This window comes from Empedobacter sp. GD03797 (assembly GCF_029842105.1).
Lineage (GTDB): Bacteria > Bacteroidota > Bacteroidia > Flavobacteriales > Weeksellaceae > Empedobacter > Empedobacter falsenii_C.
Window position 1 is genome coordinate 42,844 of record NZ_JAOCFS010000003.1, and the last position, 25,031, is coordinate 67,874.

The 25,031-nt window shown below is 32.1% G+C and carries 24 protein-coding genes; 11 read left to right on the forward strand and 13 right to left on the reverse strand.

Translation table 11 applies throughout. From position 1 onward, the window contains the following. Positions 1 to 5: 5 nt before the first annotated feature. A complete protein-coding gene (locus N5D90_RS03555; RefSeq protein WP_280061583.1) occupies positions 6 to 1,517 on the reverse strand; it encodes a succinate CoA transferase in 1,512 nt (503 codons plus the stop codon). A 195-nt stretch (positions 1,518 to 1,712) separates the two neighbouring features. Here N5D90_RS03555 and N5D90_RS03560 point away from each other — a divergent pair, with 195 nt between their 5' ends. The 3 genes from N5D90_RS03560 to N5D90_RS03570 are packed head-to-tail and all read left to right on the forward strand — an operon-like array spanning position 1,713 to position 3,645. Continuing rightward, on the forward strand, positions 1,713 to 2,534 hold the full coding sequence (locus N5D90_RS03560; RefSeq protein ID WP_180906175.1) for an AraC family transcriptional regulator: 822 nt from the start codon (positions 1,713 to 1,715) through the stop codon (positions 2,532 to 2,534). 8 nt (positions 2,535 to 2,542) lie between these two features. After that, complete coding sequence (locus N5D90_RS03565; protein ID WP_280061584.1) at positions 2,543 to 3,205, forward strand: alpha/beta fold hydrolase; 663 nt, start codon at positions 2,543 to 2,545, stop codon at positions 3,203 to 3,205. 11 nt (positions 3,206 to 3,216) lie between these two features. Beyond that, positions 3,217 to 3,645 carry a DinB family protein gene (locus N5D90_RS03570; RefSeq protein ID WP_280061585.1) on the forward strand — a complete coding sequence of 143 codons (429 nt, stop codon included), beginning with the start codon at positions 3,217 to 3,219 and terminating at the stop codon, positions 3,643 to 3,645. A gap of 34 nt (positions 3,646 to 3,679) precedes the next feature. On the opposite strand, the gene truB is transcribed toward N5D90_RS03570, so the two are convergent. Genes truB through N5D90_RS03590 form a run of 4 tightly spaced genes read right to left on the reverse strand, consistent with a single transcriptional unit; the run spans position 3,680 to position 6,471 of the window. Then, positions 3,680 to 4,390 (reverse strand): tRNA pseudouridine(55) synthase TruB, encoded by a 711-nt coding sequence (truB, locus tag N5D90_RS03575; RefSeq protein ID WP_280061586.1) that lies wholly within the window; start codon positions 4,388 to 4,390, stop codon positions 3,680 to 3,682. Between the two features lies 1 nt (position 4,391). Continuing rightward, positions 4,392 to 5,276: an undecaprenyl-diphosphate phosphatase gene (locus N5D90_RS03580; RefSeq protein ID WP_280061587.1), complete on the reverse strand. Its 885-nt coding sequence runs from the start codon at positions 5,274 to 5,276 to the stop codon at positions 4,392 to 4,394. Beyond that, positions 5,276 to 5,578, reverse strand: a complete 303-nt coding sequence (locus tag N5D90_RS03585) for a DUF3098 domain-containing protein (protein WP_280061588.1) — start codon at positions 5,576 to 5,578, stop codon at positions 5,276 to 5,278. Before N5D90_RS03585 ends, N5D90_RS03580 begins: the two co-directional genes overlap by 1 nt. Continuing rightward, on the reverse strand, positions 5,578 to 6,471 hold the full coding sequence (locus tag N5D90_RS03590) for an ABC transporter permease (RefSeq protein WP_221855311.1): 894 nt from the start codon (positions 6,469 to 6,471) through the stop codon (positions 5,578 to 5,580). Before N5D90_RS03590 ends, N5D90_RS03585 begins: the two co-directional genes overlap by 1 nt. Positions 6,472 to 6,577: 106 nt before the next feature. Between N5D90_RS03590 and rsmA the strand changes: the two genes are divergently transcribed. The 3 genes from rsmA to N5D90_RS03605 are packed head-to-tail and all read left to right on the forward strand — an operon-like array spanning position 6,578 to position 9,165. Further along, entirely contained in the window at positions 6,578 to 7,345 is a 768-nt protein-coding gene (rsmA, locus tag N5D90_RS03595) for a 16S rRNA (adenine(1518)-N(6)/adenine(1519)-N(6))-dimethyltransferase RsmA (RefSeq protein WP_038332430.1), read from the forward strand. 3 nt (positions 7,346 to 7,348) lie between these two features. Then, complete coding sequence (gene mgtE, locus N5D90_RS03600; protein WP_280061590.1) at positions 7,349 to 8,704, forward strand: magnesium transporter; 1,356 nt, start codon at positions 7,349 to 7,351, stop codon at positions 8,702 to 8,704. A gap of 11 nt (positions 8,705 to 8,715) precedes the next feature. Further along, positions 8,716 to 9,165: a GyrI-like domain-containing protein gene (locus N5D90_RS03605; protein WP_280061591.1), complete on the forward strand. Its 450-nt coding sequence runs from the start codon at positions 8,716 to 8,718 to the stop codon at positions 9,163 to 9,165. Between the two features lie 83 nt (positions 9,166 to 9,248). Here N5D90_RS03605 and N5D90_RS03610 read toward each other — a convergent pair whose 3' ends face one another. From N5D90_RS03610 to N5D90_RS03620, 3 genes are all read right to left on the reverse strand, one after another. Continuing rightward, complete coding sequence (locus tag N5D90_RS03610; protein WP_114999509.1) at positions 9,249 to 9,542, reverse strand: type II toxin-antitoxin system RelE/ParE family toxin; 294 nt, start codon at positions 9,540 to 9,542, stop codon at positions 9,249 to 9,251. Beyond that, a complete protein-coding gene (locus tag N5D90_RS03615; RefSeq protein WP_114999511.1) occupies positions 9,532 to 9,768 on the reverse strand; it encodes a DUF2281 domain-containing protein in 237 nt (78 codons plus the stop codon). Before N5D90_RS03615 ends, N5D90_RS03610 begins: the two co-directional genes overlap by 11 nt. A gap of 519 nt (positions 9,769 to 10,287) precedes the next feature. Then, the gene (locus N5D90_RS03620) at positions 10,288 to 11,439 is read right to left on the reverse strand and encodes a HAMP domain-containing sensor histidine kinase (protein WP_280061592.1); all 1,152 of its coding nucleotides are present in this window, start codon (positions 11,437 to 11,439) and stop codon (positions 10,288 to 10,290) included. A gap of 157 nt (positions 11,440 to 11,596) precedes the next feature. On the opposite strand from N5D90_RS03620, the gene N5D90_RS03625 reads away from it, so the two are divergent. From N5D90_RS03625 to N5D90_RS03635, 3 genes are all read left to right on the forward strand, one after another. After that, positions 11,597 to 14,386, forward strand: a complete 2,790-nt coding sequence (locus N5D90_RS03625; RefSeq protein ID WP_280061593.1) for a 2-oxoglutarate dehydrogenase E1 component — start codon at positions 11,597 to 11,599, stop codon at positions 14,384 to 14,386. A gap of 18 nt (positions 14,387 to 14,404) precedes the next feature. Beyond that, on the forward strand, positions 14,405 to 15,637 hold the full coding sequence (gene odhB, locus N5D90_RS03630) for a 2-oxoglutarate dehydrogenase complex dihydrolipoyllysine-residue succinyltransferase (RefSeq protein WP_185096030.1): 1,233 nt from the start codon (positions 14,405 to 14,407) through the stop codon (positions 15,635 to 15,637). A gap of 281 nt (positions 15,638 to 15,918) precedes the next feature. Continuing rightward, positions 15,919 to 17,202 carry a T9SS type A sorting domain-containing protein gene (locus N5D90_RS03635; protein ID WP_038332414.1) on the forward strand — a complete coding sequence of 428 codons (1,284 nt, stop codon included), beginning with the start codon at positions 15,919 to 15,921 and terminating at the stop codon, positions 17,200 to 17,202. Positions 17,203 to 17,243: 41 nt separating this feature from the next. Here N5D90_RS03635 and N5D90_RS03640 read toward each other — a convergent pair whose 3' ends face one another. The 4 genes from N5D90_RS03640 to mtaB all read right to left on the reverse strand — a co-directional run bounded on the left by N5D90_RS03640 (position 17,244) and on the right by mtaB (position 21,114). Continuing rightward, the gene (locus tag N5D90_RS03640; RefSeq protein WP_280061594.1) at positions 17,244 to 18,374 is read right to left on the reverse strand and encodes a carboxypeptidase-like regulatory domain-containing protein; all 1,131 of its coding nucleotides are present in this window, start codon (positions 18,372 to 18,374) and stop codon (positions 17,244 to 17,246) included. Between the two features lie 54 nt (positions 18,375 to 18,428). Continuing rightward, the gene (locus N5D90_RS03645; protein WP_280061595.1) at positions 18,429 to 19,031 is read right to left on the reverse strand and encodes a porin family protein; all 603 of its coding nucleotides are present in this window, start codon (positions 19,029 to 19,031) and stop codon (positions 18,429 to 18,431) included. A 105-nt stretch (positions 19,032 to 19,136) separates the two neighbouring features. Continuing rightward, complete coding sequence (locus tag N5D90_RS03650; RefSeq protein WP_280061596.1) at positions 19,137 to 19,667, reverse strand: DUF4136 domain-containing protein; 531 nt, start codon at positions 19,665 to 19,667, stop codon at positions 19,137 to 19,139. 109 nt (positions 19,668 to 19,776) lie between these two features. Then, on the reverse strand, positions 19,777 to 21,114 hold the full coding sequence (gene mtaB / locus N5D90_RS03655; RefSeq protein ID WP_280061597.1) for a tRNA (N(6)-L-threonylcarbamoyladenosine(37)-C(2))-methylthiotransferase MtaB: 1,338 nt from the start codon (positions 21,112 to 21,114) through the stop codon (positions 19,777 to 19,779). Positions 21,115 to 21,173: 59 nt separating this feature from the next. Here mtaB and N5D90_RS03660 point away from each other — a divergent pair, with 59 nt between their 5' ends. Together N5D90_RS03660 and N5D90_RS03665 are read left to right on the forward strand one after the other, a co-directional pair. Continuing rightward, positions 21,174 to 22,757 carry an ABC transporter substrate-binding protein gene (locus N5D90_RS03660; RefSeq protein ID WP_280061598.1) on the forward strand — a complete coding sequence of 528 codons (1,584 nt, stop codon included), beginning with the start codon at positions 21,174 to 21,176 and terminating at the stop codon, positions 22,755 to 22,757. A gap of 232 nt (positions 22,758 to 22,989) precedes the next feature. Continuing rightward, positions 22,990 to 24,573: an FMN-binding glutamate synthase family protein gene (locus tag N5D90_RS03665; protein WP_114999527.1), complete on the forward strand. Its 1,584-nt coding sequence runs from the start codon at positions 22,990 to 22,992 to the stop codon at positions 24,571 to 24,573. A gap of 226 nt (positions 24,574 to 24,799) precedes the next feature. On the opposite strand, the gene N5D90_RS03670 is transcribed toward N5D90_RS03665, so the two are convergent. Beyond that, positions 24,800 to 25,006, reverse strand: a complete 207-nt coding sequence (locus N5D90_RS03670) for a (4Fe-4S)-binding protein (protein ID WP_280061599.1) — start codon at positions 25,004 to 25,006, stop codon at positions 24,800 to 24,802. Between the last annotated feature and the right edge of the window lie 25 nt (positions 25,007 to 25,031).

Here is a 25,031-nt window from a genome sequence, read left to right on the forward strand (position 1 = left end):
TTATTCTAATGATTTAAAACTAATAATTCTTCTTTTTTCATAGAACCTGTTTGTTTCAATCTTGTGTGCCAAGAGAACGCTTCTTCTAAGATATGTGGCGTTTGACCACCTCTTTCTGCACAAGCTCTTTCAAAGTAAGATAATAATTCTGCTTTATAATCTGGGTGAACACAGTTGTTGATGATTTCGATGGCTCTTTCGCGTGGCGCTAAACCTCTCAAATCAGCTAAACCTTGCTCTGTTACAATAATATCTACATCATGTTCTGTGTGGTCTGTGTGAGAAACCATAGGAACGATAGACGAAATATTACCACCTTTTGCGATAGAAGCTGTAACGAAGATTGAGATAAATGCATTACGAGCAAAATCTCCAGATCCCCCAATACCGTTCATCATGTGAGTACCAGAAACGTGAGTTGAGTTTACGTTACCATAAATATCACACTCTAAAGATGTATTGATTCCGATAATTCCTAAACGACGAATAACTTCGGCAGAGTTAGAAATAGATTGTGGACGTAAAACAATTTTATCTTTATAATTGTCGATGTTTCCAATTACACGATCGTAACATTCTTGTGAAACTGTCATAGAAGATGCCGAAGCAAATTTCATTTTTCCAGAATCGATTAAATCAAATGTAGAATCTTGTAAAACTTCTGAATACATCACTAAATCTTCAAAATCTGAATGCTCTAAACCACCTAAAACAGCGTTTGCAACTTTACCAATTCCACATTGTAATGGCATTAATGATTTTGTAAGACGACCTTCTTCAACTTCATTTTCGAAGAATTTTACAATGTTTTGAGCAATTGCAGCAGTAGCTTCATCAGCTGGTTGAATGTCTCCAGGAGCATCTTGAATGTCGTGAAAAACAATTCCAACAATTTTAGAAGGATCTACTTTTATTGTTTCTGTTCCAATTTTTGTATCACAAGCAGTGATGTTAATTGGAGTACGTTTTCCATATTCTTCTACACTATAAATATCGTGAATACCTTTGATATTTGTAGGAATAGACGTGTTAATCTCGATGATTAATTTGTCTGCATTTGCAGCAATTTCTGCATTATTACCGATAGAAGTTGTAGGTACTAAAGAACCATCTTCTAAAATTTCAGCAACTTCTAAAACACCTAAATTAATTTTAAATTGTCCATCTAAAATATGTTCGGCAGTTTCTCCTAAATGCTGATCGATAAATAAAACATTACCTGCATTTATATTTTTACGCATTACAGTGTCTACTTGGAATGGTAAACGTTTTTTTAATGCTCCACTTTCTACTAAAGCCGCGTCTGTACCATGTCCTAATGAAGCTCCTGTTACTAAAGTGATTTTTAAATTTTCAGATTTGGCACGCTCCGCAACAGCTTTTAATACAACTTTTGTATCGCCTCCTCTTGTAAAACCACTAGAACCAACAGTCATTCCATCTTCAAAAAATTTGGCAGAATCCTCTGCTGTCATTACTTTTGACTGTAAGTCAGTTAATTTTATTCTTTCCAACATAATGCAACTTTTTCTTTCTAATACTATTCAATAATTGTTCCCTTCTGAACGGAGGGAATTACAAATATTGGATTAATTAATAAAAAGTTAATATCAAAAATAGTCAAATAATTATTCATTTCGGACACTTTTATTTGTGTACATTATACATTATATCAAATAAATTATTATATTAGTTCGCAGATTAAAGAAACTATGAATATACATTTGGATAATAAGTTCGAAACACGATATTACCTAACCGAAATTGACAAATTACCAACCTCAATTTTCTGTTACCATAAGGAAATTTCGGAAGCGTACGTGGTAGAACATAAACATAACAAAGCGCAATTTCTTTATTGTGAAGGTGGGATAGTCTATGTAAAAATAGGAAAAGATACCTTTTATTTACCTGCAAGACACTATATGTGGATACCGCCTCACGTGGAACATAGTATACACCCAAATACACCAGAGGTGATTATGAGAAATTTATATTTCCCTATTAATGAAAGTGATAATTCGTTTTATAAAAAAGTAGGAATCTATCCTGCTGATGGATTATTGTTAGAACTTTTATTATTTTCTAACCAATGGAAAGGAGATATTGTTCCAGAAAATAGAAGCGAATATGTAATCGCACAAGCTTTCAAAGAAATATTACCTAAAGTAAGCAAAAGTAGTTTACGATTGGCTTTACCACTTCCTCACGACGAGCGTCTGAAAAAAATCGTTCAATTCTTAGATGATAATATGGATTCTTCTATTACAATGAAGAAAATTACAGCCGAATTCGGTTTTTCTGAACGATCATTATCACGATTATTTCAAAAAGATTTGAATATGACATTCGTCCAATATTTTACAATTTTGAGAATGTTACGCGCTTTACAATTGTTAATTGATAATACGTATTCAATCAGTGAAATTTCGACAATGGTTGGTTATAATAGTTTGCCAACGTTTAGTAATACATTCCAAAAAGTAATTGGGGTTCGTCCAACAGATTACTCAAAGAAAAAAGATATATTATAAATTAAGGTATGAAAATTTATCAAGTAAGTGGATTAGGTGCAAATGCAAATGCTTTTCGAAATCTACGCTTGGAACAAGATTTTGAGCAAGTTTATATTCCTTGGTTAGATCCAGAGAAGGATGAAACTTTGGCTCATTATGCCGAAAGATTATTAGATAAAATAAATCCCACAGAAGATTTTCTTTTGATGGGATTATCTTTTGGAGGAATAATTGTGCAGGAAATGAATCGTTTTATCAATCCAAAACATACATTTCTGATTTCGACAGTGAAGAATAGGGCAGAGCTTCCGAAGTTATTTCGATTTTCGGCTTCTATTAATGCGCATAAAATAATTCCGATGAGTTTCTTAACTTCGGATCGAACATTTTCGTACATGATGATGCGAAAATTGTATTATACGGATCGTGATAAAGATAACATTGACGATATTTTTGAGTTTCGAAACAAAGAATATTTAAGTTGGTCGATTCATAAGATTGTAAATTGGGAACATTCTACAGCTTATCACGAAGAAAATATTACACATATTCATGGTACAAAAGATATTGTTTTTCCGATTGAATATATCAAAGATGCGATACAAATAGAAGGTGGAACACATATTATGGTGATGCAAAAACCAAAATTAGTGAGTGACGAAATAAATAAAGTATTAATCACTTTATAAATAATTATTTTATGGATGAATTGCTAATAGAATTCGAAAAAATAATAAATGATTTTCCTAAACAGGTAGAAGAAATTAATGAACATGAATTCAATTTTAAACCATCTATTCAAAAGTGGAGTAAAAAAGAAATTTTAGGTCATTTAATAGATTCTGGTGTTATAAATTATTTAAGATTCATAATAGCTCAATTTCAAAATAATCCACAAATTTATTATGAACAAAATGATTATTGTAATGTAGCAGATTATCAGAATTCGGAAAAAAAACAACTTTTGAATTTATGGGAATCTATTAACGAACAGCTTTTATTTTTATTTTTGAAAATTATTCGAGAGAATAAATTGGATAAAATATGTAATGATATTTCACTTAATTTATTAATGGAAGATTACATTAACCATTTAAAACATCATCAAAAACAAATAATAAGTAGATAGAAAAGCTTGAACATTTGTCCAAGCTTTTCCAATTTTATACTTCTTCTGTTGTGCTTTCTTCTTCGAAATAACTTTTTTCTAAAGCAAAATTTTCAGCATTGATAACATCAAATTCGCCAATTTTTGTACGACGAAGTGCTATTAAATATCCTCCAGAATTGACTGCTTTTCCAAAATCAAAAGCTAAAGAACGAATGTAGGTTCCTTTGCTACAATTTACTTCAAAATCAACAAAAGGTAAATTGATAGTTGTGATTTTAAAATCGTGAATCGTTATTTTACGTGCTTTACGTTCTATTTCTTGACCTTCGCGAGCCAATTCATACAAACGTTTTCCATCCACTTTTACAGCTGAATGCATTGGTGGAAATTGTTCAATTTCTCCAATAAATTGCTTCGTTGCTTCGTGAATGATTTCTTCTGTGATATGTTCCGTAGGAAAAGTTTGATCTTCTTCCGATTCCAAATCATACGTTGGTGTTGTAACACCTAATTTGATTGTACCAGTATAGGTCTTTTCTTGCGCCTGAAATTCATCAATGCGTTTTGTCCACTTTCCTGTACAAACCAATAAAAGTCCAGTAGCTTTTGGATCTAAAGTTCCAGCATGTCCAACTTTTATTTTCTTTAAATTATATGCTTTTCTAATGTTCCAACGAATCTTGTTCACAACATCAAACGATGTCCAATCAAGTGGTTTATCAATCAAAAAAACGTGACCTTCTTGTATTTTTTCTACGTTCATCTTATTTGTGCTGAATCATTGTAGTTTCTACTGAAGCGGCATTGTCTTTTTCTGCTTGTGTTGGAGAATTGTATGAGAAATAAATCAGTAAAATAATACCGATGATAATTCTGTACCAACCCCAAAATTTGAAACCGTATTTTGTTAAAACTGCGATAAATGTTTTTACTGCGATTAATGCCACAATAAATGCGACAACATTTCCAATTATGAATAATATAATATGGTTTTGATCTTGCAAAATCATTTCATAACCTTTCATTGGTGTTGCTGTATCTTCTCCCCAAGTTTTCACAAAAATAGAATAAACTGTAACCGCTAACATTGTCGGAACCGCTAAAAAGAATGAAAATTCTGCAGCTGCTTTACGCGATAAACCTTGTGTCATACCACCAATAATAGAAGCGGCAGAACGAGAAGTTCCAGGCATCATCGCTAAACATTGCCAAAAACCGATAATAATTGCTTGTTTTAATGTAATATCTTTTTCATCATTAATTTTAGGATTTTTGAACCATTTGTCTACAAATAATAAAATGATTCCTCCGAAAACTAACATTCCAGAAATAGCAACTTGATTTCCTAAAACAGCTTCGATTTTATCATCAAATAATTTTCCTAAAATAAGGGCAGGAATAACCGCACAAGCTAATTTGATGTAAAAATTGAAATTGAAATTTTTGAAGTCAAAGAATTTTTTCCAATATAAAACTACGATTGATAAAATTGCTCCAAATTGTATCGAAACTTGAAACATTTTTAAGAATTCACTTTCTGGCATTCCCATCAAAGCTGCTGTGAATCCCATGTGTGCTGTAGAAGAAATTGGTAAATATTCGGTAAGACCTTCTATAATAGCAATAATTATTGCTTGTAAAGTATTCATTATTTTTCTCTATTCGGATTGATTAAAATGGCATAAATCTCGACGATGAAACCAACAACAACTAAAAATGGCGCTAATCTAATTCTACGAAAAGAATAGATTTCATCGTTCCAATAATTTGCATCCCACGTTCCATCTGGTCTTGTGTTTGCGTCGTGTCCCGTCATCAATAAAAACCCAAGACCAATTAGCGCTACACCAATTGCCATGAAAATGTAATTTCTTTTTCCGAATAAAAAAGTAAAACCAGCATCATTTGTAGATGCTGATTTTTTTGTTGTATCGATAGAATTTGATTTCATTAATAAAGTTGATCAGTTTTTAATCTTAAATAACGCCATGCAGCAAACAATGTACTGAAAACGGCAATAACAACTCCAATTCCAATTAAGATAATAATAAGTGGAGTGAAGCTTGGATTCCAAAGTACTAAACCAACTTTTGTTGCTAAAATGTACCATAAGAAACCTAATCCTACAGCTGCAATAAATGCTGCTAAGAAACCTAAAACTGCGGCTTCTATCAAGAAAGGTTTTACAATAAAACGTCTACGTGCACCAACTAATTGCATCGTTTTGATGCTGAAACGTTTTGCATAAATTTTTAGACGAATAGAGTTGTTGATTAATACAACAACGATTACCAAGAAGATAACAGCAAAAATCATAATCCAGAATGTAATTTTGTTGATGCTGTGGTAAATTGTTACCATCGCTTCTTTGTCACTTTTTACTTCGTCTACAATCGGATTTTTTGCCAATACCTTATTAATAGAATCAATTTGTTCAACTGATTGTATTAATGCAGGGTTCAATGTGATTTGAACTGATGCAGGGAAAATACTTTCTTCGAAGAAATCACTACCATCCGTACCCAAATCTTTTTTCGCAATTTTAGCTGCATCCTCTTTGCTGATATACTGTGTAGCTTCAACAAAAGGATACTTCACTTTCAACGAATCGATATAAGATTTCTGTAAATCAAGCTCCTTATCTTTTAATTTTGGATCTTCGACATCTTTAAAATATGCCTCGATTTTTAACTCTCTTTTTAGATGTTCTGCGTAACTTTGTGCATTAATGACAATTAAGCCGAAAATACCTAATAGAAATAAAACAAGCGAAATACTAATCACAACAGTGATGTTTGAAGATCGCAGTCTTTTTTTCTCAAATTTATCGTTCGTTTTTGACATTTGGGTTAATTTTGGGGCTAAGATAAAAAAAACTTATTTCGCAAGAAAGATATTCCGTATATATTCTACGGTAAGTTGGTTAAAGAAAACTTAAAATTTAGAATTTTTGAAAGTAAAAGCTAAAAAACATTTAGGTCAGCATTTTTTGAATGACGAAAATATTGCACGAGATATCGCCGAAGGGTTAACTTGGGAAGGCTATGATCGTGTCTTAGAAATTGGTCCAGGAATGGGCGTGTTGACAAAATATATTTTACAAGCAAAGAAAAATATAGAGGTTGTGGAGATTGATACAGAATCAGTCGAATATTTAAAAGAATATTATCAACCATTTTATCCAGGATTTAAAATTCATTCTGAAGATTTTTTAAAAATGGACTTTTCATCAAAGTTTGATGAACAAATTGCTATTTTAGGAAATTTTCCGTATAATATATCTTCGCAAATTATTTTTAAAGCTTTAGAAGAGCGTTACACTGTTCCCGAAGTTTGTGGAATGTTTCAGAAAGAAGTAGCCGAACGTATTGCATCAAAAAAAGGTACAAAAGATTATGGTATACTTTCTGTATTAGCGCAAGCTTATTATCATTGCGAGTATTTGTTCACCGTTCCAGAACACGTTTTTACACCACCACCAAAAGTAAAATCGGGCGTTATTATTATGAAACGCTACCGAACAGAAATTGAAGGAGTTGAACAAAAACGATTTTTTCAAGTGGTAAAAGCTGGTTTTGGACAAAGAAGAAAAACGCTTCGTAATTCGTTGAAAGCTTTGGGTATTCCTGAGGATCTAAATGATCACGAGTTTTTGAACATGCGCGCAGAACAATTATCTGTCGAAGATTTTATTGAGTTAACGAAAAGAATGAAATAGATTATGGAGGTAAAAATTACAAAAGATTTTATTGAACATTTAAACGAAAGTATTAATCAGCAAAATGCAAAAGCAGTTAAGGAGATGTTGCAAGATTTGCACCCCGCCGATATTGCTGAATTGTTTGATGAGCTTTCGACCAAAGAACAATCTTTTGTAATTGATTTACTCGATAATGAAATTTCTGCAGATATCCTTCTTGAATTAGAAGAAGATGATCGACGTAAATTCCTGAAAACGCTTACTGCAAAAGAAATTGCTGAAGATGTCATTAATGAGATGGATACCGATGATGCGGTTGACGTCATTAATGAGCTTTCGGATGAAAAGAAAGATGAGGTAATTGCGCAATTAGAAGACCAAGAACATGCCCGTGAAATTGTAGATCTTTTGCGTTATGACGAAGATACGGCTGGTGGTTTGATGGGAAAAGAGTTGATAAAAGTCAACAAAGATTGGTCGGTAATTACTGCGGTAAAACAAATGCGAAAACAAGCCGAGGATTTTGAAGAAGTTTTCTCAATTTATGTAGTTGATGAAGATGAAAAATTACTTGGAACATTGAGTTTGAAACGTTTGTTGACTACTTCTGCGAATACAAAAGTGGCGGATGTTTACAATGAAAAGATCCAATATGTAAAGACCTATACAAAAGATATGGAGGTTGCAAAAGTAATCGAAAAATATGATTTGTACGAAGTGCCTGTAGTGGACGAGTTAATGCGCTTGGTTGGTGTAATTACGGTGGATGATGTGATTGATGTGATTCGTGAAGAAGCTGAAGAAAATTATCAATTAGCAGCCGGGATTACGCAAAATGTCGACTCTGATGATAATATTTGGAAATTAACAAAAGCACGTTTGCCTTGGCTTTTATTGGCTTTGGTAGGTAGTTTTGTCGCAGTTAATGTGTCGCAAAGTTTTAGCGATGCGATGAATTTGTATCCGCAATTATTCTTTTTTACGCCGCTTGTTGCTGCCATGGCGGGAAATGTAGGTGTGCAATCTTCTGCGATTATTGTACAAGGTTTGGCGAATAGCAATATTTCGGGTTCTATTTGGAAAAGATTAGGAAAAGAAATGTTATTGGCTTTATTAAATAGTACATTATTAGCTTTTGTACTTTTATTGGCGACGCATTTCTTAATGAGCACAAGCTACGAAATTTCGTCAACTATTGTATTAGCTTTAGTTATTGTGATGATTTTAGCAAGTTTGATTGGGACATTTATTCCAATTATGTTGCATAAATATGGTGTTGATCCTGCGATTGCGACAGGTCCATTTATCACAACAAGTAATGATATTTTTGGTTTGTTGATTTATTTTTCAATTGCGAAAATGATTTTAGGATTTTAAAAACTTTATAAATGAATAAGTTAAAAATTATAGGAATAGCAACTCAAACGTCTAATAACGATAGTCAAGCGATTGAAGATTTAGGAAAATTGTGGCATCAATTTTTTGGTGAGAATATAATGACTAAAATTCCAAATGCAATTAGTTCTAATATTTATTCTGTTTACACAGATTACGAAAGTGATTTTACAGGAAAATATACGACGATTATTGGTTTAGGAGTTTCTTCTTTAGATGAAATTCCAGAAGGGATGGTTGGGCGAGAATTTGAGCCACAAACATTCAAAAAGTATATTGCCAAAGGAGAATTACATGAAGCAGTTGGTAAAACATGGACAGAAATTTGGAATGATGATGCAAATCTAAATCGCGCATATAAATATGATTACGAATTGTATACCGAAAAAGCTCAAAATCCTGCTGATGCCGAAATTGAGATTTATATTGGTGTGAAAGAATAGTAATTAGTACTGAGATACTAGAATTTAGATATTAGAAAATGATATTTAAAAAATGAGTTGAAGTTTTACTTTCAGCTCATTTTTTATTTTGGATATTTTGTAGGATTTCTATGTGTATTAAAAACTGCATAAATAAATACAGTTTTTTCTTCTTCATTAGTTTCAAATAAAACCAAATAAGGAAAAGATTTAAAAGGTTTTGCACGCAAATTTCTATATTTTACTTGATAAAAAGGATTTATTTCCAAAGCTTCCAAAACTTTTGTCAATTCAGCTAAATATGATTTTGCAGCAGATGTAGAAAAGTTTGAATAATAAGAAATAGCTTGTTCAATATCTTGGGCAGCTTCGGAAGAAATTCTAATCTTATAAATCATATTTTCCGTGCAATTCTTTCAATACATCTTTTGCATTCAAAAAATTTTCTTTTGGCTCGTTAAGTCGATTATCCAAAATTTCCTTTTGTTCTTCCGTTAACTCAAATTCAGTTTCTTGATTATGTTTATAAGTTAAAAAATCAATATAACGCTCAACTTCTTCCAAAAGTGATTCAGGAAGTTGTTTCAATTTAGAATTCACTTGTTCAATAGTCGTTGCATTCATAATTATTAATTTTACAAAACAGTTGTCGTTCTAACAAAGTTACAAAAAGTATACCTTATATATTATTAAGTTAAAAACTTTGTGAATTGTGGCTTTTTAGTTATTTTAGAAAGAGAAATTTTATAAACATGTTCAAAAAAGAATTTTATATTATTAAAGTTTGGTTATCAACAATTTTATTTTCTCCTTTTTTAATTTTTTTATTCTCATGGATTTTATTAAAAAAAGATATAGATGCAATTTTTGGAGCATTTAAATATTATTTACTTTATGCAGCCATTGGTTTTTTATTTTCAATTCCTTCAATAATTATATTTGGATACCTATATCGTTATTTGACTAAAAGAAAAGTAACCTTAGTTCAATTAAATCTATATTTATGTATATTCTCCATTTTTAGTGTTTTTACTAGTTTTTATTTTCTTGGTATAAATTTTTTATTTTCAAATATAGTATTTCCGATAAGTTATAGTCTTGTAACTTGTCTATCAATAATATTTATTAATAAAAATTATTCTATTACTTCTTCAATAAAATCTTAAACTCAGTTCCGATTTCTTTGGATGATTTGGCAACAAATATTTTTCCTTTGTGATAATCTTCGATAATTCGTTTGGCTAATGATAATCCCAATCCCCAACCGCGTTTTTTGGTTGTAAAGCCAGGTTGAAAAATTTTTTTCTGTAATTTGGTCGGAATTCCAGAACCTGTATCAGCAATAGAAATTTCGACAAATTTACCCTTCGTTTTTATATCGATATCCAAAACGCCCTTATTTTGCATGGCGTCAGCTGCATTTTTCATCAAATTTTCGATAACCCAACTGTATAAAGAAGCATTAAGATTAATATTAAATTCTTCTACATCTGTAACAAAATTTACTTCAATTCCTTTGGAAATGCGTTGGGAAATATAATCCACTGTTTGTTTGGAAGTTGAAATAATATCAGTTTGTTTGAGTTCAGAAGTTGAACCAATTTTTGAGAAACGTTCGGCAATATGTTTCAATCGATCTACATCTTTTTCAATTTCTATGACCGAAGTTTGATCGATTTCTTCCAATTTCAATAATTCGACCCAACCCATTAAAGAAGAAAGTGGCGTTCCAATTTGATGTGCCGTTTCTTTTGCCATTCCGGCCCATAAATAACTTTTTTCGGTGTCACGAATTGTTTTGAAATACCAATACGAAAATCCAAAAAACAGTAAAATCAGTAAAATAATGATGAGTGGATAATATTGTAATTGATTGAGAAGTTTTGAATTTTTGAAATAAACATAATTTTTAGTTCCGATTAATTCAACATCGATTGTTTGTTCGGACGATTTCATTTTGTTGACATATTTTTTTAATTGAACCGAATCTTTTACGATCGATTCATCAATATTTTTGGTGTCTACAATAATGCCTTTTTCGTCTACAAGTGCAACAGGAATTGATTTGTTGTCTTCAATTAATTTGAATAGAAAATCTTGTGTTTTTGGATCTAAAAATTCGGATGAGCTTATCAACTCTAACGATCGCGCATAATTCTCTACACGTTTGTGTTCTTCACGTTTTAGTTCTTGTACAATTTTGTTACTCGACCATATTGTAATAGCGAAAATCACAAATATTATAAAAAATCCAATCCAACGTTTGTTTATTTTTTTTGTTAGAAAATTTCTCATCTAAATGTAAAATCTTTCTTAAATTTATATCAAATGTAATGATTATTTGATTATAATATATTTTTATGGCGAGATAAGATAAATATGATGAAAGTAATTTTTTTTAAAGCCTTAAATAGTTTATTTTTGTAGCTAAATCTCATAGAGAGTAAAATTTATGGATCGTTTTTCGTTTTTAAATGCCGCTCATTTAGAGTTTATAGGCGACTTATATGATCAATACGTCCAATATCCGGATAGTATTGAACCAAGTTGGAAAGCTTTTTTCCAAGGGTATGACTTTGCGAATGCAACATATGATGGAGAGCCATTATTTGCACCAGCAACACAAACAGCTCCTAACAGAGCTAGTCAAACAACGCAAGCAGTAGTTAATCCTGCAGTAGTATCTCAAGTTCCAGACAACGTACAGAAAGAATTTAAAGTCATCAATTTGATTGATGCTTACCGTACGCGTGGACACTTATTTACAAAGACTAACCCGGTTAGAGCGCGTAGAACTTTTGAACCTTCTTTAGACATCAAAAACTTTGGTTTATCTGATGCTGATTTAGATTTAACGTTCAACGCTGGTGAAATTTTAGGTATCGGTGGACCAATCACTTTACGTGAAATCATTGGACACTTAGAAAACATGTACTGCGAATCTATCGGAATCGAGTATATGTATGTAAGAGAACCTCAAAGAATTAATTGGATTCAGAATTGGTTAAACCAAAACTTGAATCAACCAAAATTATCTAAGGAGGAGAAAGAACGTGTTTTAGAAAAGTTGAATGAAGCAACTGCTTTTGAAAACTTTATGCACACGAAATATGTTGGACAAAAACGTTTCTCGGTAGAAGGAAATGAATCTTTGATTCCTGCTTTGGATACATTGATTAATCGTTCTGCAGATCACGGCGTACAAGAGGTTATCGTAGGGATGGCTCACCGTGGACGTTTGAATGTTTTGGCTAACATTTTTGGAAAATCATATTCTCAAATCTTTTCAGAATTCGAAGGAAAAGCTTTTGATACAGATTTAATGGCTGGTGATGTTAAATATCACATGGGATCATCTAATCAAATCAAAGCATTGAATGGAAAAGATATCCGAATCAATTTAGCACCAAACCCATCTCACTTAGAGACTGTAGATGCAGTTGTAGAAGGTATTACACGTGCAAAAGTTGAGGAAGATTATAAAGATGATTATTCTAAAATTATTCCAATCTTAATTCATGGTGATGCTGCTGTAGCTGGACAAGGAATCGTTTACGAGGTTGTTCAAATGGCAGGATTAGACGGATACAAAACAGGTGGAACAGTACACGTTGTGGTAAATAACCAAATTGGGTTTACAACAAACTATTTAGATGCGCGTACATCTACATATTGTACAGATGTTGCAAAAGTAACATTGTCTCCTGTAATGCATGTAAATTCTGATGATGTAGAAGCAGTAGTTCACGCTTTCCGTTTTGCAGCAGATTATCGTGCAGAGTTCGGTTCTGATGTATTCATCGATTTATTAGGATACCGTAAATATGGACATAACGAAGGTGATGAACCAAAATTCACTCAACCTAAATTATATAACTTAATCGCTAAACACCCAAATCCTCGTGAAATTTACAAGGATAAATTATTAAAAGAAGGTGTAATTGGTGAAGAAATCGTTAAACAAAAAGAAGCGGAATTTAAAGCTTTATTAGAAACGAATTTCGAAGCTTCTAAAGAAATTGAGCGTAATCACATTTTCCCTTTCATGCCAGAAGAGTGGGAAGGATTTGAAATTGCTGATGATGCAAAAGTTTTTGAACAAGCAAATACTGCTTACGACGAGGCGAAATTAAAAGAAATTGCAAAAGCTGTTTCTACCGTTCCAGAAGGTAAAAAAATAATCAAAAAAGTTTCTCGTTTAATTGAAGGACGTGGAAAAATGATTGAGGAAGATAAAATCGATTGGGGATTAGGAGAAGCTTTAGCTTTCGGTTCTATCTTAACAGACGGACGTAACGTGCGTGTTTCTGGGGAAGATGTAGAACGCGGAACGTTCTCTCACCGTCATGCAGTTGTAAAAACTGAAGACACAGAAGAAGAAATTATCTTATTAAACCATATTAATGATGAGCAAGGTCAATTAAGAATCTACAACTCATTATTATCTGAATATGCAGTTTTAGGTTTCGATTATGGATATGCTATGGCAAATCCTAAAGCGTTAACTATTTGGGAGGCTCAATTTGGAGATTTCGTGAATGGAGCGCAAATCGTAATCGACCAATATATTTCTGCAGCAGAAGATAAATGGAAATTACAAAACGGTTTAGTAATGTTATTGCCTCATGGATACGAAGGGCAAGGAGCAGAGCACTCTTCAGCACGTTTAGAGCGTTTCTTACAAATGTGTGCTGGTAACAATATGTTTGTTGCTAATATCACAACTCCAGCTAACTTCTTCCATGCGTTAAGAAGACAGGTTGTAACAGATTACCGCAAACCATTGATTGTAATGTCACCAAAATCATTATTACGTCATCCATCAGCAGTATCATCATTAGCAGATTTCTCAAACGGAGGTTTCCAAGAAATTATCGAAGATGTAACAGTAGATGTGAAAAAAGTGAAAAAAGTAGTTTTCTGTTCAGGAAAAATCTACTACGATTTAGACAAAAAACGCCAAGAATTAGGAGATAAAGAAACTGCAATTATTCGTTTAGAGCAATTATATCCTTTAAATGAAGAAAAAGTAGATGCTATCATTTCTAAATTTGGTAATGCTAAATTGGTTTGGGCACAAGAAGAACCAGAAAATATGGGAGCTTGGATGTACATCTTACGTAAATTAAGAAAATATCCATTCGACGTAGTTTCTCCAGCAGAAAGTGCTGCAACAGCGCCAGGTTCAAGCAAACGTTGGGCTGCAATTTACGAAGAGGTAATTAATAAAGTATTCAATTAAAAAATAAAGCTAATAGATATGTTAGAAATGAAAGTCCCATCACCAGGGGAATCAATCACAGAAGTAGAGATCGCTACGTGGTTAGTAAAAGACGGTGATTACGTAGAAAAAGACCAAGCAATTGCTGAGGTTGACTCAGATAAAGCAACATTAGAATTACCAGCAGAAGAAAGTGGAATTATCACTTTGAAAGCGGAAGAAGGTGATGTTGTAGAAGTAGGACAAGTTGTTTGTCTTATTGATACATCAGCTGCTAAACCAGAAGGAGGAAGTGCTCCAGCTGCAGAAGCACCAAAAGCTGAGGTTAAAGAAGAAGTAAAAGCTGCTCCAGCTCCAGTTGCTACACCAGCACCTGCTGCTCCAGCTGCAACTTACGCTACGGGAACTCCATCTCCAGCGGCTAAAAAAGTTTTAGACGAAAAAGGTATCGATGCTTCTCAAGTAAAAGGTTCAGGACGTGACGGACGTATCACTCAAGATGATGCAGCTCGTTTTACACCAGCAATGGGAACTTCTACTCAAGGAACTCGTGCTCAATCAGAGAAAAAATTATCATCATTACGTCGTAAAATTGCACAACGTTTAGTTTCTGTTAAAAATGAAACTGCAATGTTAACTACATTCAACGAAGTTGATATGTCTGCAATTTTTGCTTTACGTAACCAATATAAAGACGAATTCAAAGCTAAACACGGTGTTGGTTTAGGATTCATGTCTTTCTTTACAAAAGCAGTTACACGCGCATTAGAGTTATACCCAGACGTAAACTCTATGATTGACGGTGACTACCAAGTAAAATTTGACTTTGCTGACGTTTCTGTTGCAGTATCAGGACCAAAAGGTTTGATGGTACCAGTAGTACGTAATGCAGAAAACTTAACTTTCCGTGGTGTTGAGCAATCTATCAAAGATTTAGCAATCAAAGTACGTGACGGAAAAATTTCTGTTGATGAAATGACAGGAGGTACATTTACAATCACTAACGGTGGTGTATTTGGATCTATGATGTCTACACCAATCATCAACCCACCTCAATCAGGTATCTTAGGAATGCACAATATTGTTGAGCGTCCAGTTGTTAAAAACGGACAAATCGTTATCGCTCCAATGATGTATGTTGCTTTATCTTATGACCACCGTATCATCGACGGACGCGAATCTGTAGGATTCTTAGTTGCAGTTAAAGAAGCGGTGGAAGATCCATTAAATGTATTAATGGGCGGTGACGCTAAAAGAGCTTTAGAATTGTAATACATAAAAACATTCTAACAATCCATAAATTGAAAGCCATTCGAAAGAATGGCTTTTTTGGTTTATGTAATGATTTGATTTATAATATTAATTTTTATGTTTTTGTAATTGATTTAAAGAAATTCAGTTTTTTAAATAATGTAATTTTTAAATGTTAATATATTGACTACAAGTGTTTTATGTTTTTGTTTTTAAGGAAATTAATTCTTTAAATTATTGCTGATTAATATATATTGAAATATAATATAATTTTAAAGTAATGAATTAACACAATAAAAATTATGAAGAAAATTTACTTTAGTGTATTAACATTGTTGATACTTTCACAATCAAATGCTCAGGTGTATGATGTGGGTACATGGGCTCAAGTTACAGATATCTCTAATGACGGTGTAGCTGTAGGAAATGCTGCAGGAGTATTGCATTTTAAATGGACAAAAGAAGAAGGTCCTGTAGTAATTGGAGAAATTGGAGGAAATAATGATTATATAGCAGGTAATACAACGATTTCTGCTGATGGAAAATTAGTATCAGGAACAATGACAAATCCAGCTACAGGAATCGACGAAATGGCTTTATATGATACAACTACGCAAACATGGGAGTACTTAGGAGCAAGTGCAAATGGTAGTGATACTTCTTCATGGGGAATGTCAAGCGATGGTAAAACGATCGTTGGATTAGGATGGAAATCTGCTTCTCAAGCTATAGGAGTTATTTGGAATAGAGCAAATGGAATGAAAGATTTGGGCTCTACAGTTGCAGGTAAAAGTTCAAGACCAAATTCTGTAAATGGAGATGGAACTGTTGTTGTTGGATGGCAAGATTCTGAAAATGGTTTCCGTAAAGGAGTTTATTGGAAAAACGGTGTACAAACATTTATTAAAGATAAACAAGGTAATCTTGTAGGAGAGGCGTTAGCAGTTTCTGCTGATGGAAATATTATTGTTGGTTTCAACGAACCTGAAGCATATATTTACAATGCAACAACTAATACTTATACAGAAATAGTTCATTCAGATCCAGATTATAACACGTCAATTGTAGCTGTTTCTGATGATGGAAATACAGCGGTGGGTTATTGGAAGCCTTGGTATGCTACAAATACAGAAGGAGAAGGTTTTATTTGGTTTAAAGATAAAGGAGTTGTTAAAATTGATGATTATGTAAAAGAGGTTGGGTATGATAGCAAAAGTTTTACTTTTGTGCTGCCTACAGGTATTTCTCCGAATGGAAAATATATAGGAGGTATAGGAATCAATTGGGATGAAATGGATCTTAAAGGTTTTGTAATAGAATTGAAAGAAGCTTTGTCTACAAATGAAAATGTTTTGGATAAAATTATTACAACAATTTCTCCAAATCCTGTTATGAATGAAATGACAATTCATACAAAAGCTATCATAAATTCTGCTGAAGTGTATAATTTAGCAGGTCAAAAAGTTTGGAACTCAGACAATATTATGAATAATAAAATTGATTTAAGTTTCTTAAATAAAGGAGTTTATATCATAAAAATAAAAACTGATTCAACAAATGAATCAATTAAGTTTATTAAAAACTAATTCAGATAATTATAAAAAAAGTCACTCATTGAGTGACTTTTTTATTCAATTTTATAATCCATAGGAATCATGTTTGCTATTTTTTCCCAACTCCAATATCCTTCAACAACCAAATTAGCAGGATGATAATAAGTTCCATTTTCTTCAATTTTTAGTAAATCGCTTTTTATAGCGAAAATAGAAAGTTGGTTCGAAATATATTTTGCGCCATTTTGTTTTGCATAGTCCAAATCCTCTTTTTCATTTTTATATTCAACTGAATACAATCCTTTAAAATTAAGATACTGATCATTATTATCAACGATTTTCAAACTATCAGATGGAACTTTTTGATTAACTAAATAAGTAATAATTTTTGGAGGAACTTTACCTACGATTCTACCTCCTAACAAAGTTTCTTCTTTAAACTTTATATATTCTGGATTATCCTTGCGAATCAATCGTTTTATATCATATCCTTCTTCCTCAATTTTATTATCATAAACTGCTTTCATAAAATGAGTCACACTTCCTAAATAAGATTTACGACGATTTTCTTGCCATTTTTTTTCTTTAGAAGCTGATGATTTTAGCTCAGTAAAAAGTGCTGTTCCAAGAGTTAAGACATAATTTGACTTGAAATTAATATTAAAATCAACCAAATCATATTCTATTTTATAACCTAAGTAATTGTTTGTAATGATTAAAGGATTTCTAGAAGTAGCAGATAATTGTTGTGTATTTTTATCATATTTAAACCTCAAATCTTTAGGATTTTCGATTTTACATTTTTTAGCAGCTTCATTACTTCCTAAAAATAATTTTAAAAAAGTTTGATAATAATACAACCAATCTTCTTTAGATATTGCCTGAACAACTGTTTCTTGCAACGCTACCACTTCAGGCTCTAATATAACTTTATAAAAATTGGTTTGATTTGTATTGACATTCAGAATATAATTTTCAAACAAACTTGCACGAACAATTAAGTTATATTGTCCATTAGGAAGATTTAGTTCAAATTCTCCTTTTTCATTTGTTTTTGATTTAATCGTAGAATTATCGACATAGATTTCTGCATTAATAATTGGAAGCGATTTTTCATCAACCACTTTTCCTTTTATCATATTCTGTGCGAATAGATTACTACTAATTAATAGAAAACCTAAAATAATAATTTGTTTAAAATTCATTGACTAAATTTTAAAACAAGATAATAAAAAAACCGCTATAAAGCGGTTTTGAATTTATTTGAAGAAATATGTAATTCCTAAAGTTAAAAATGATGAACGATTTGTTCCGTTATCCCAACGATTATAGTCGTAAGTATCTATTAATCCATATTGATATCTTAAATTAATTTCGTATTTTCTATCAATAGAATATCCACCACCAATATTAAATGCTAAATCAAATGATTTTGGAACATTATTAGTTCTTTCTGGCTCATCTTCATCAAATTTTTCTGACACTTTGAAACCCAATTGAGGACCACCTTCTACAAAGAAATCTTTTCCTTGATCATCAAAATAGTATTTATACATAATTGGAATATTGATGTAATTTAAGAACGCTTTGTATTTCTCTCCGCCTTCTTTATATAACGAATATTCACCTTGAGTAGTATATAAAACTTCGGCTTGTAAATAATGGTTTTCGTTTCGAGTAGTTAATTGATATTTTGCAACTCCCCCAGCTAAAAATCCAACTCTCTCTTTAGAAACTCCATGAACAATAGTTGTGTTACTAAGTCCAACACCACCTTTAACTCCAAATTCGATTTGAGCAAAAGAAAAAGTAGATAAACTTAAAAGAAATAAACTTAATAGATTGGTTTTTAAATTTTTCATAAGTTATTGTATAATTTTAACAAAATTAAAGCTTTTTTTAATACAATTTTCATTTCACAAAAAAAGCTCTCCAAATGAAGAGCTTATTATATTATTTTCGAAAATTTATTTCTTTGGTTGAGGTGGAAATTTAGCTAATATTTCCTGTACTGCTTGCGGAATTCTTTCTGCTTTTGCGCTAATATTACTCAAATTAAGATCAGAACCAACACCTTGCCAAACCAATATATTACGTTTGTCATCAATAATATCTACTACAATTGTCCCTGCTTGATAAGACGAAACGCTATTTCCTCCGTAATATCCGCCATAATAACCATAAGGTCCATAACCCCAATTGTTATTATTTACAGAAACTTGTTCTTTAGAACTTGTCAATAAGTTAATGACTAAATCTGCATCAGAACTTACTTTTGTAAATCCTTTTGTAGCCATTTGCGCATCAATTGCTTTAATTAATCGATTCTTATCCAAATCGTTAACCTTTAACTTATCTAATCCTTTTTGGTGAAAAGTATAAGTTTTATATGAAGCAAAATTTGCTGATCTGTCGTAATCTGTACTTACTTGAACTGTTCCACAGCTTGTTACAAATAATGACAACAAAATTATAAAAGTAAAATGTATAATTTTCATGACCTTGATTTTTTATTTAAAACTACAATTATTATTCCTAAATGTAAAGGTAAATCAAAAAAAAGAAGCTCAAAATACTTGAACTTCTTTTTAACTAATATTTACAATTTTATTTTGCTAATTCTAACTCTTGAATTTTCACTTCAACAATTCCATTGTGATTGATTCTAACCAAATCTACAATTTGTGTTTCGTTGACTAATTCTGGATTAAAATCTGTCTGAACTTTTACATAATTTTCTGTAAAACCAAACATTTTTCCATCTTTATTATCATGTTCCCACAATACTTTTTGAGTCGAATTTAATTGCGATTGATAAAAAGCTTGACGTTTTTTCTCCGATAAAATACGTAACATTTTATTACGACGTTTACGCTCTCCTTGATCAACAACTCCTTCAAATTCGATGGCTTCTGTATTATCTCTTTCCGAATAAGTAAATACATGTAAATAGCTAATTGGTAATTCGTTTAAGAAATTATATGTTTCCATAAACAATTCTTCTGTTTCTCCAGGGAAACCAACAATTACATCTACACCAATACATGCATTTGGCATCACTTCTCGAATTTTTGTTACACGATCTAAATAAAGATTAGATAAATAACGACGTTTCATTTTTTTCAAAATCTCATCGCTACCAGATTGTAATGGAATATGGAAATGCGGAACAAATCGATTACTTTTTGAAACAAAATCGATCGTTTCATTTTTCAATAAATTTGGCTCAATCGAAGAAATTCTGATTCGTTCTATCGCATCAACTTGATCTAATTCTTGCACCAATTCCAAGAAAGTATGTTCGTGTTTTTTATTCCCGAATTCACCTTTCCCGTAATCGCCAATATTTACACCCGTTAATACAATTTCTTTGATTCCTTTGTGCGCAATTTCATTCGCATTTTTGATGACATTTTCAACTGTATCCGAACGCGAAATTCCACGAGCCAAAGGAATTGTACAATACGTACATTTGTAATCGCAACCATCTTGCACTTTCAAAAAAGCACGCGTACGATCACCAATTGAATAAGAACCAACGTAAAAATCGGCTTCTTCAATCTCACAAGAATGTACAATTGTTTCTTCTTTTTTATTGATATCGTCTAAATATTCAGCAATATTGAATTTTTCTGCAGCTCCTAAAACCAAATCAACACCTTCCATTTCCGCAATTTCTTGCGGTTTCAACTGCGCATAACAACCTACAACGACAACAAAACCTTCTGGATTTGCTTTCATTGCATTTTTCACAATCGTTCTGCACTCTTTGTCTGCATTTGCGGTTACCGAACATGTATTGATTACGTACACATTCGCAGAATCCGTAAACTCAACCTTCTGATATCCATTATCTTTCAAGTTTCTTGCGATCGTCGAAGTTTCAGAAAAATTAAGTTTACATCCCAATGTATGAAATGCAACTGTTTTAGTTTGATTATTCATAGCTGCAAATTTAAGAAATTATCCATAGTTTTGAAACATAAATAAATCAGCTATTCAAAATGACTAAATACTTTATCTACATTATGTTATTCGTTTCAATATTTTCATGTTCTAAGAAAATTGAAATCGATGAAAACAAAGTATTTAAACTAAATCGTTACGATAATATTTCTTCTTTAGATCCAATTAATGCGCGAACACAAGCCAATACGTGGGCGTGTAATTTGATGTACAATAGTTTAGTGAAGATTGACAATCAATTAGAAATTCAGCCCGATATTGCGAAATCTTGGACAATTTCAGAAGATGGAAAAACGTATTCTTTTACTTTAAGAAATGATGTTTTTTTTCATAAACATGAAGCTTTTGGAAAAGATTCGACTCGAATTGTAACTGCTTCTGATTTTGAATATAGTTTTAATCGTTTAAAAGATCCGAAAGCTGGAGGTTCTGGAGGTTGGATTATGAATAATATCGATTCGTATAAAGCGATAAATGATACAGTTTTTGAAATTAAATTGAAAGAAGCTTATCCTGCATTTTTGGGATTAATTTCGATGAAATATGCTTCTGTTGTTCCGAAAGAATTATTCAAAAATGGAAACGATGAATTCTTGAAACATCCAATTGGTACAGGTCCTTTTCAATTTAAGATTTGGGAAGATAATGTGAAAATGGTTTTCAGAAAAAATCCAAACTATTTCGAGTTTGATGAAAAAGGACAACGTTTACCATATTTAGAAGCGGTTAATTTATCATTTTTACCTGAGAAAAATTCAGAATTTTTAGAATTAATCAAAGGTAATTTGGATATGATGGCAGATTTGGATCCTTCTTATAAAGATGAAATTTTAAATCCAATCGGAGATTTGAATCCAAAATATTCAAATATTTTAACGATTCAAAAAGTTCCTTATTTAAGTACCGTTTATTTATGTTTTTACCTTGATGCACCAAATGCAGTTGATTTGAAATTGCGTCAAGCATTAAATTATGGAGTTGATAAAAACAAAATCATCAAATATATGATGAAAGGACAAGCTTTTGAAGCGGATGGAGGTTTCATTCCGAAAGGTTTGCCAGGTTATTCGCCAGAAAGTGGTTACAAATATTCTCCCGAAAAAGCACGTGAACTAATCAATAGCTATAAAAAAACGAACGAAAAAATTGTACCAATCGAGCTGACAACTGTGCAAGAGTATGTAGATGTTTGCGAATATATTGCGGCAGAAATGGCAAAATTAGGCTTACCAATAAAAGTGAATGTTGTACCTGGACCAACGATGCGTGATGGAAAAGCAACAGGGAAATTTACGTTGTTCCGTGCAAATTGGGGAGCAGATTATCCAGATGCAGAAAACTTTTTGTCCTTATATTATTCAAAAAACTTTGCGCCAGAAGGTCCAAATTATTCACATTACAAAAATGGTGAGTTTGATAAAATGTATGAACAAGCATTTTTAACTAATAATCCTGACGAACGCGCCAAAATTTATCAAAAAATGGATGCATTAATGATGCAAAACGCTCCAATTTTGCCTTTGTTCTATGATCAAACAACGTTATTTTTGAATAAAAAAGTTAAGAATTTTTCGATGGGACCAATCAAATTATTGGATTTAACGAGAGTTTACAAAGAATAATTCTTTTGACATTTCTCAAAAAGTTTGAACATCTTTTAAAAAAATCTAAATAATATTTCATTTTATTTCACGACATTAGATAATTGTTAACTTATTTGAAATAATCAGTTTTCTCTAACGTTTGAAATCAATATTTTAAAAGAAATAATTTCAGAATTAAAGGCGTTAAACCGAGTTTTTTTAGATATATTTGACACCAAATTTTTAATCAAAATCATTTAAATTTTTACTTATGAAAGTAAGACAACTTTTCGTAGTAGGATCTATCATTACTCTTGTTGCAATTGGAGTAATCTCTTATTTTTGGCCAGGTATCTTATGGTCTTTAATAATTATTCTTCCTTTGATTGCCTTAGGAATTGCTGATATCTCGCAAACAAAGCACGCTATCAGAAGAAACTTTCCTATTGTAGGACATGGTCGTTATTTATTAGAAAGTATTCGTCCAGAAATCATGCAATACTTTGTTGAAACGGATACTGAAGGAAAACCTATTGACCGTTTGATGCGTAGTATGGTGTATCGTCGTGCAAAAAATGTAATTGACACAGTTCCTTTTGGGACACAATTAGATGTTTATGAACCAGGATATGAGTGGTTAAATCACTCGATGTATGCTGGAAAAATCAAACATGCTGATGATCCACGTGTAAAAGTTGGTGGAAGTGAATGTAAACAACCTTATTTAGCAAGTTTATTAAATATTTCTGCAATGTCTTTCGGTTCGTTAAGTGAAAATGCTGTATTAGCGATGAACAAAGGAGCCAAATTAGGAAACTTTGCACACAATACAGGTGAAGGGGGAATTTCTCCATATCACTTACAGCCAGGTGGAGATTTGATTTGGCAAATCGGTACAGGATATTTTGGTTGTCGTGCTACTGATGGTGGTTTCGATCCAGATAAGTACGTAGAACGCGCTACTTTACCAAATGTAAAAATGATTGAGTTGAAAATTTCTCAAGGTGCAAAACCAGGTCACGGAGGAATTTTACCAGCAAATAAAAATACACCAGAAATCGCTAAGATTCGTGCTGTAGAACCATATACAACAGTTGATTCTCCTCCATCTCACTCAGCTTTCTCTGATGCCGAAGGAATGTTACATTTCATCAAACAATTAAGAGAATTATCAGGTGGAAAACCAGTTGGTTTCAAATTATGTATTGGGATTAAACGCGAGTTTATCGAGATTTGTGAAGCAATGATTAAAACTGGTATCAAACCAGATTATATCGCAATTGACGGTGGTGAAGGTGGAACTGGAGCTGCTCCTGTAGAGTTCTCAAACTCTTTGGGTATGCCTTTGTTAGATGGTTTAGCTTTCGCAGTTGATACGTTACGTGGTTATGGTCTTAAAAAAGATATTCGTGTTGTTGCTTCTGGAAAAATTATTTCTTCTTTCCACATTGCTCGTGCAATGGCGATTGGTGCAGATTTAGTTTATTCGGCTCGTGCTATGATGATGGCTGTAGGATGTATCCAAGCTTTACAGTGTAATACAAATACATGTCCAGTTGGTGTTGCGACGCAAGATCGTGAATTGATGAAAGGTTTGGATGTAGAAGATAAAGCAACTCGTATGTATAATTTCCACAAGAAAACAATGCATATTTTATCTGAATTAATTTCTGCAACAGGTGTTAAATCTCACAGAGATTTCAATCGTTCTCACGTAAATTTACGTATCGACAATACACGTATTATGTCTTATGATCAATTGTATCCAATTGTAGAAGAAGGTGCATATGTAGGAATGTCTGTAGAAGATGTTTTACAAGAAATTAGAGTTCGTACATTAAGTAAAGTGAATTAATCAATTTCATATAATAGTAAAAAAAGCAATCCAATTGGATTGCTTTTTTTTATTCAAGAATATTCCGTAAATATTGAGACGGACGACAACCTGTATGTTCCAAAAAAGCATCCGAAAAAGTCTTTCTTGAATTAAAAACCAGTCTTTTATTGTATATTTTTTGAGATTTGGTTCATATGCAAATCGTTTCAAAAGATGATTAATTCTCAATTCGTTGGTTGTTATTTTACTTCTTTATACTCAACGCCCCTGAAGGACATTGGTGAACTTGTTTGATAAGTTCATCACTACTTGCATTTTCTGGTCTTAACCAAGGTTTTTCTTTCGGATTATATACATTTGGAAGTAGTTTTACGCAAATGCCTGCATGTTGACATAATTCAGGCTTCCAGATTATAGTAATTTCTCCGTTTGTATATTCGTGTTGGTTCATTTTGATATTTTTAGATGAATTGAAG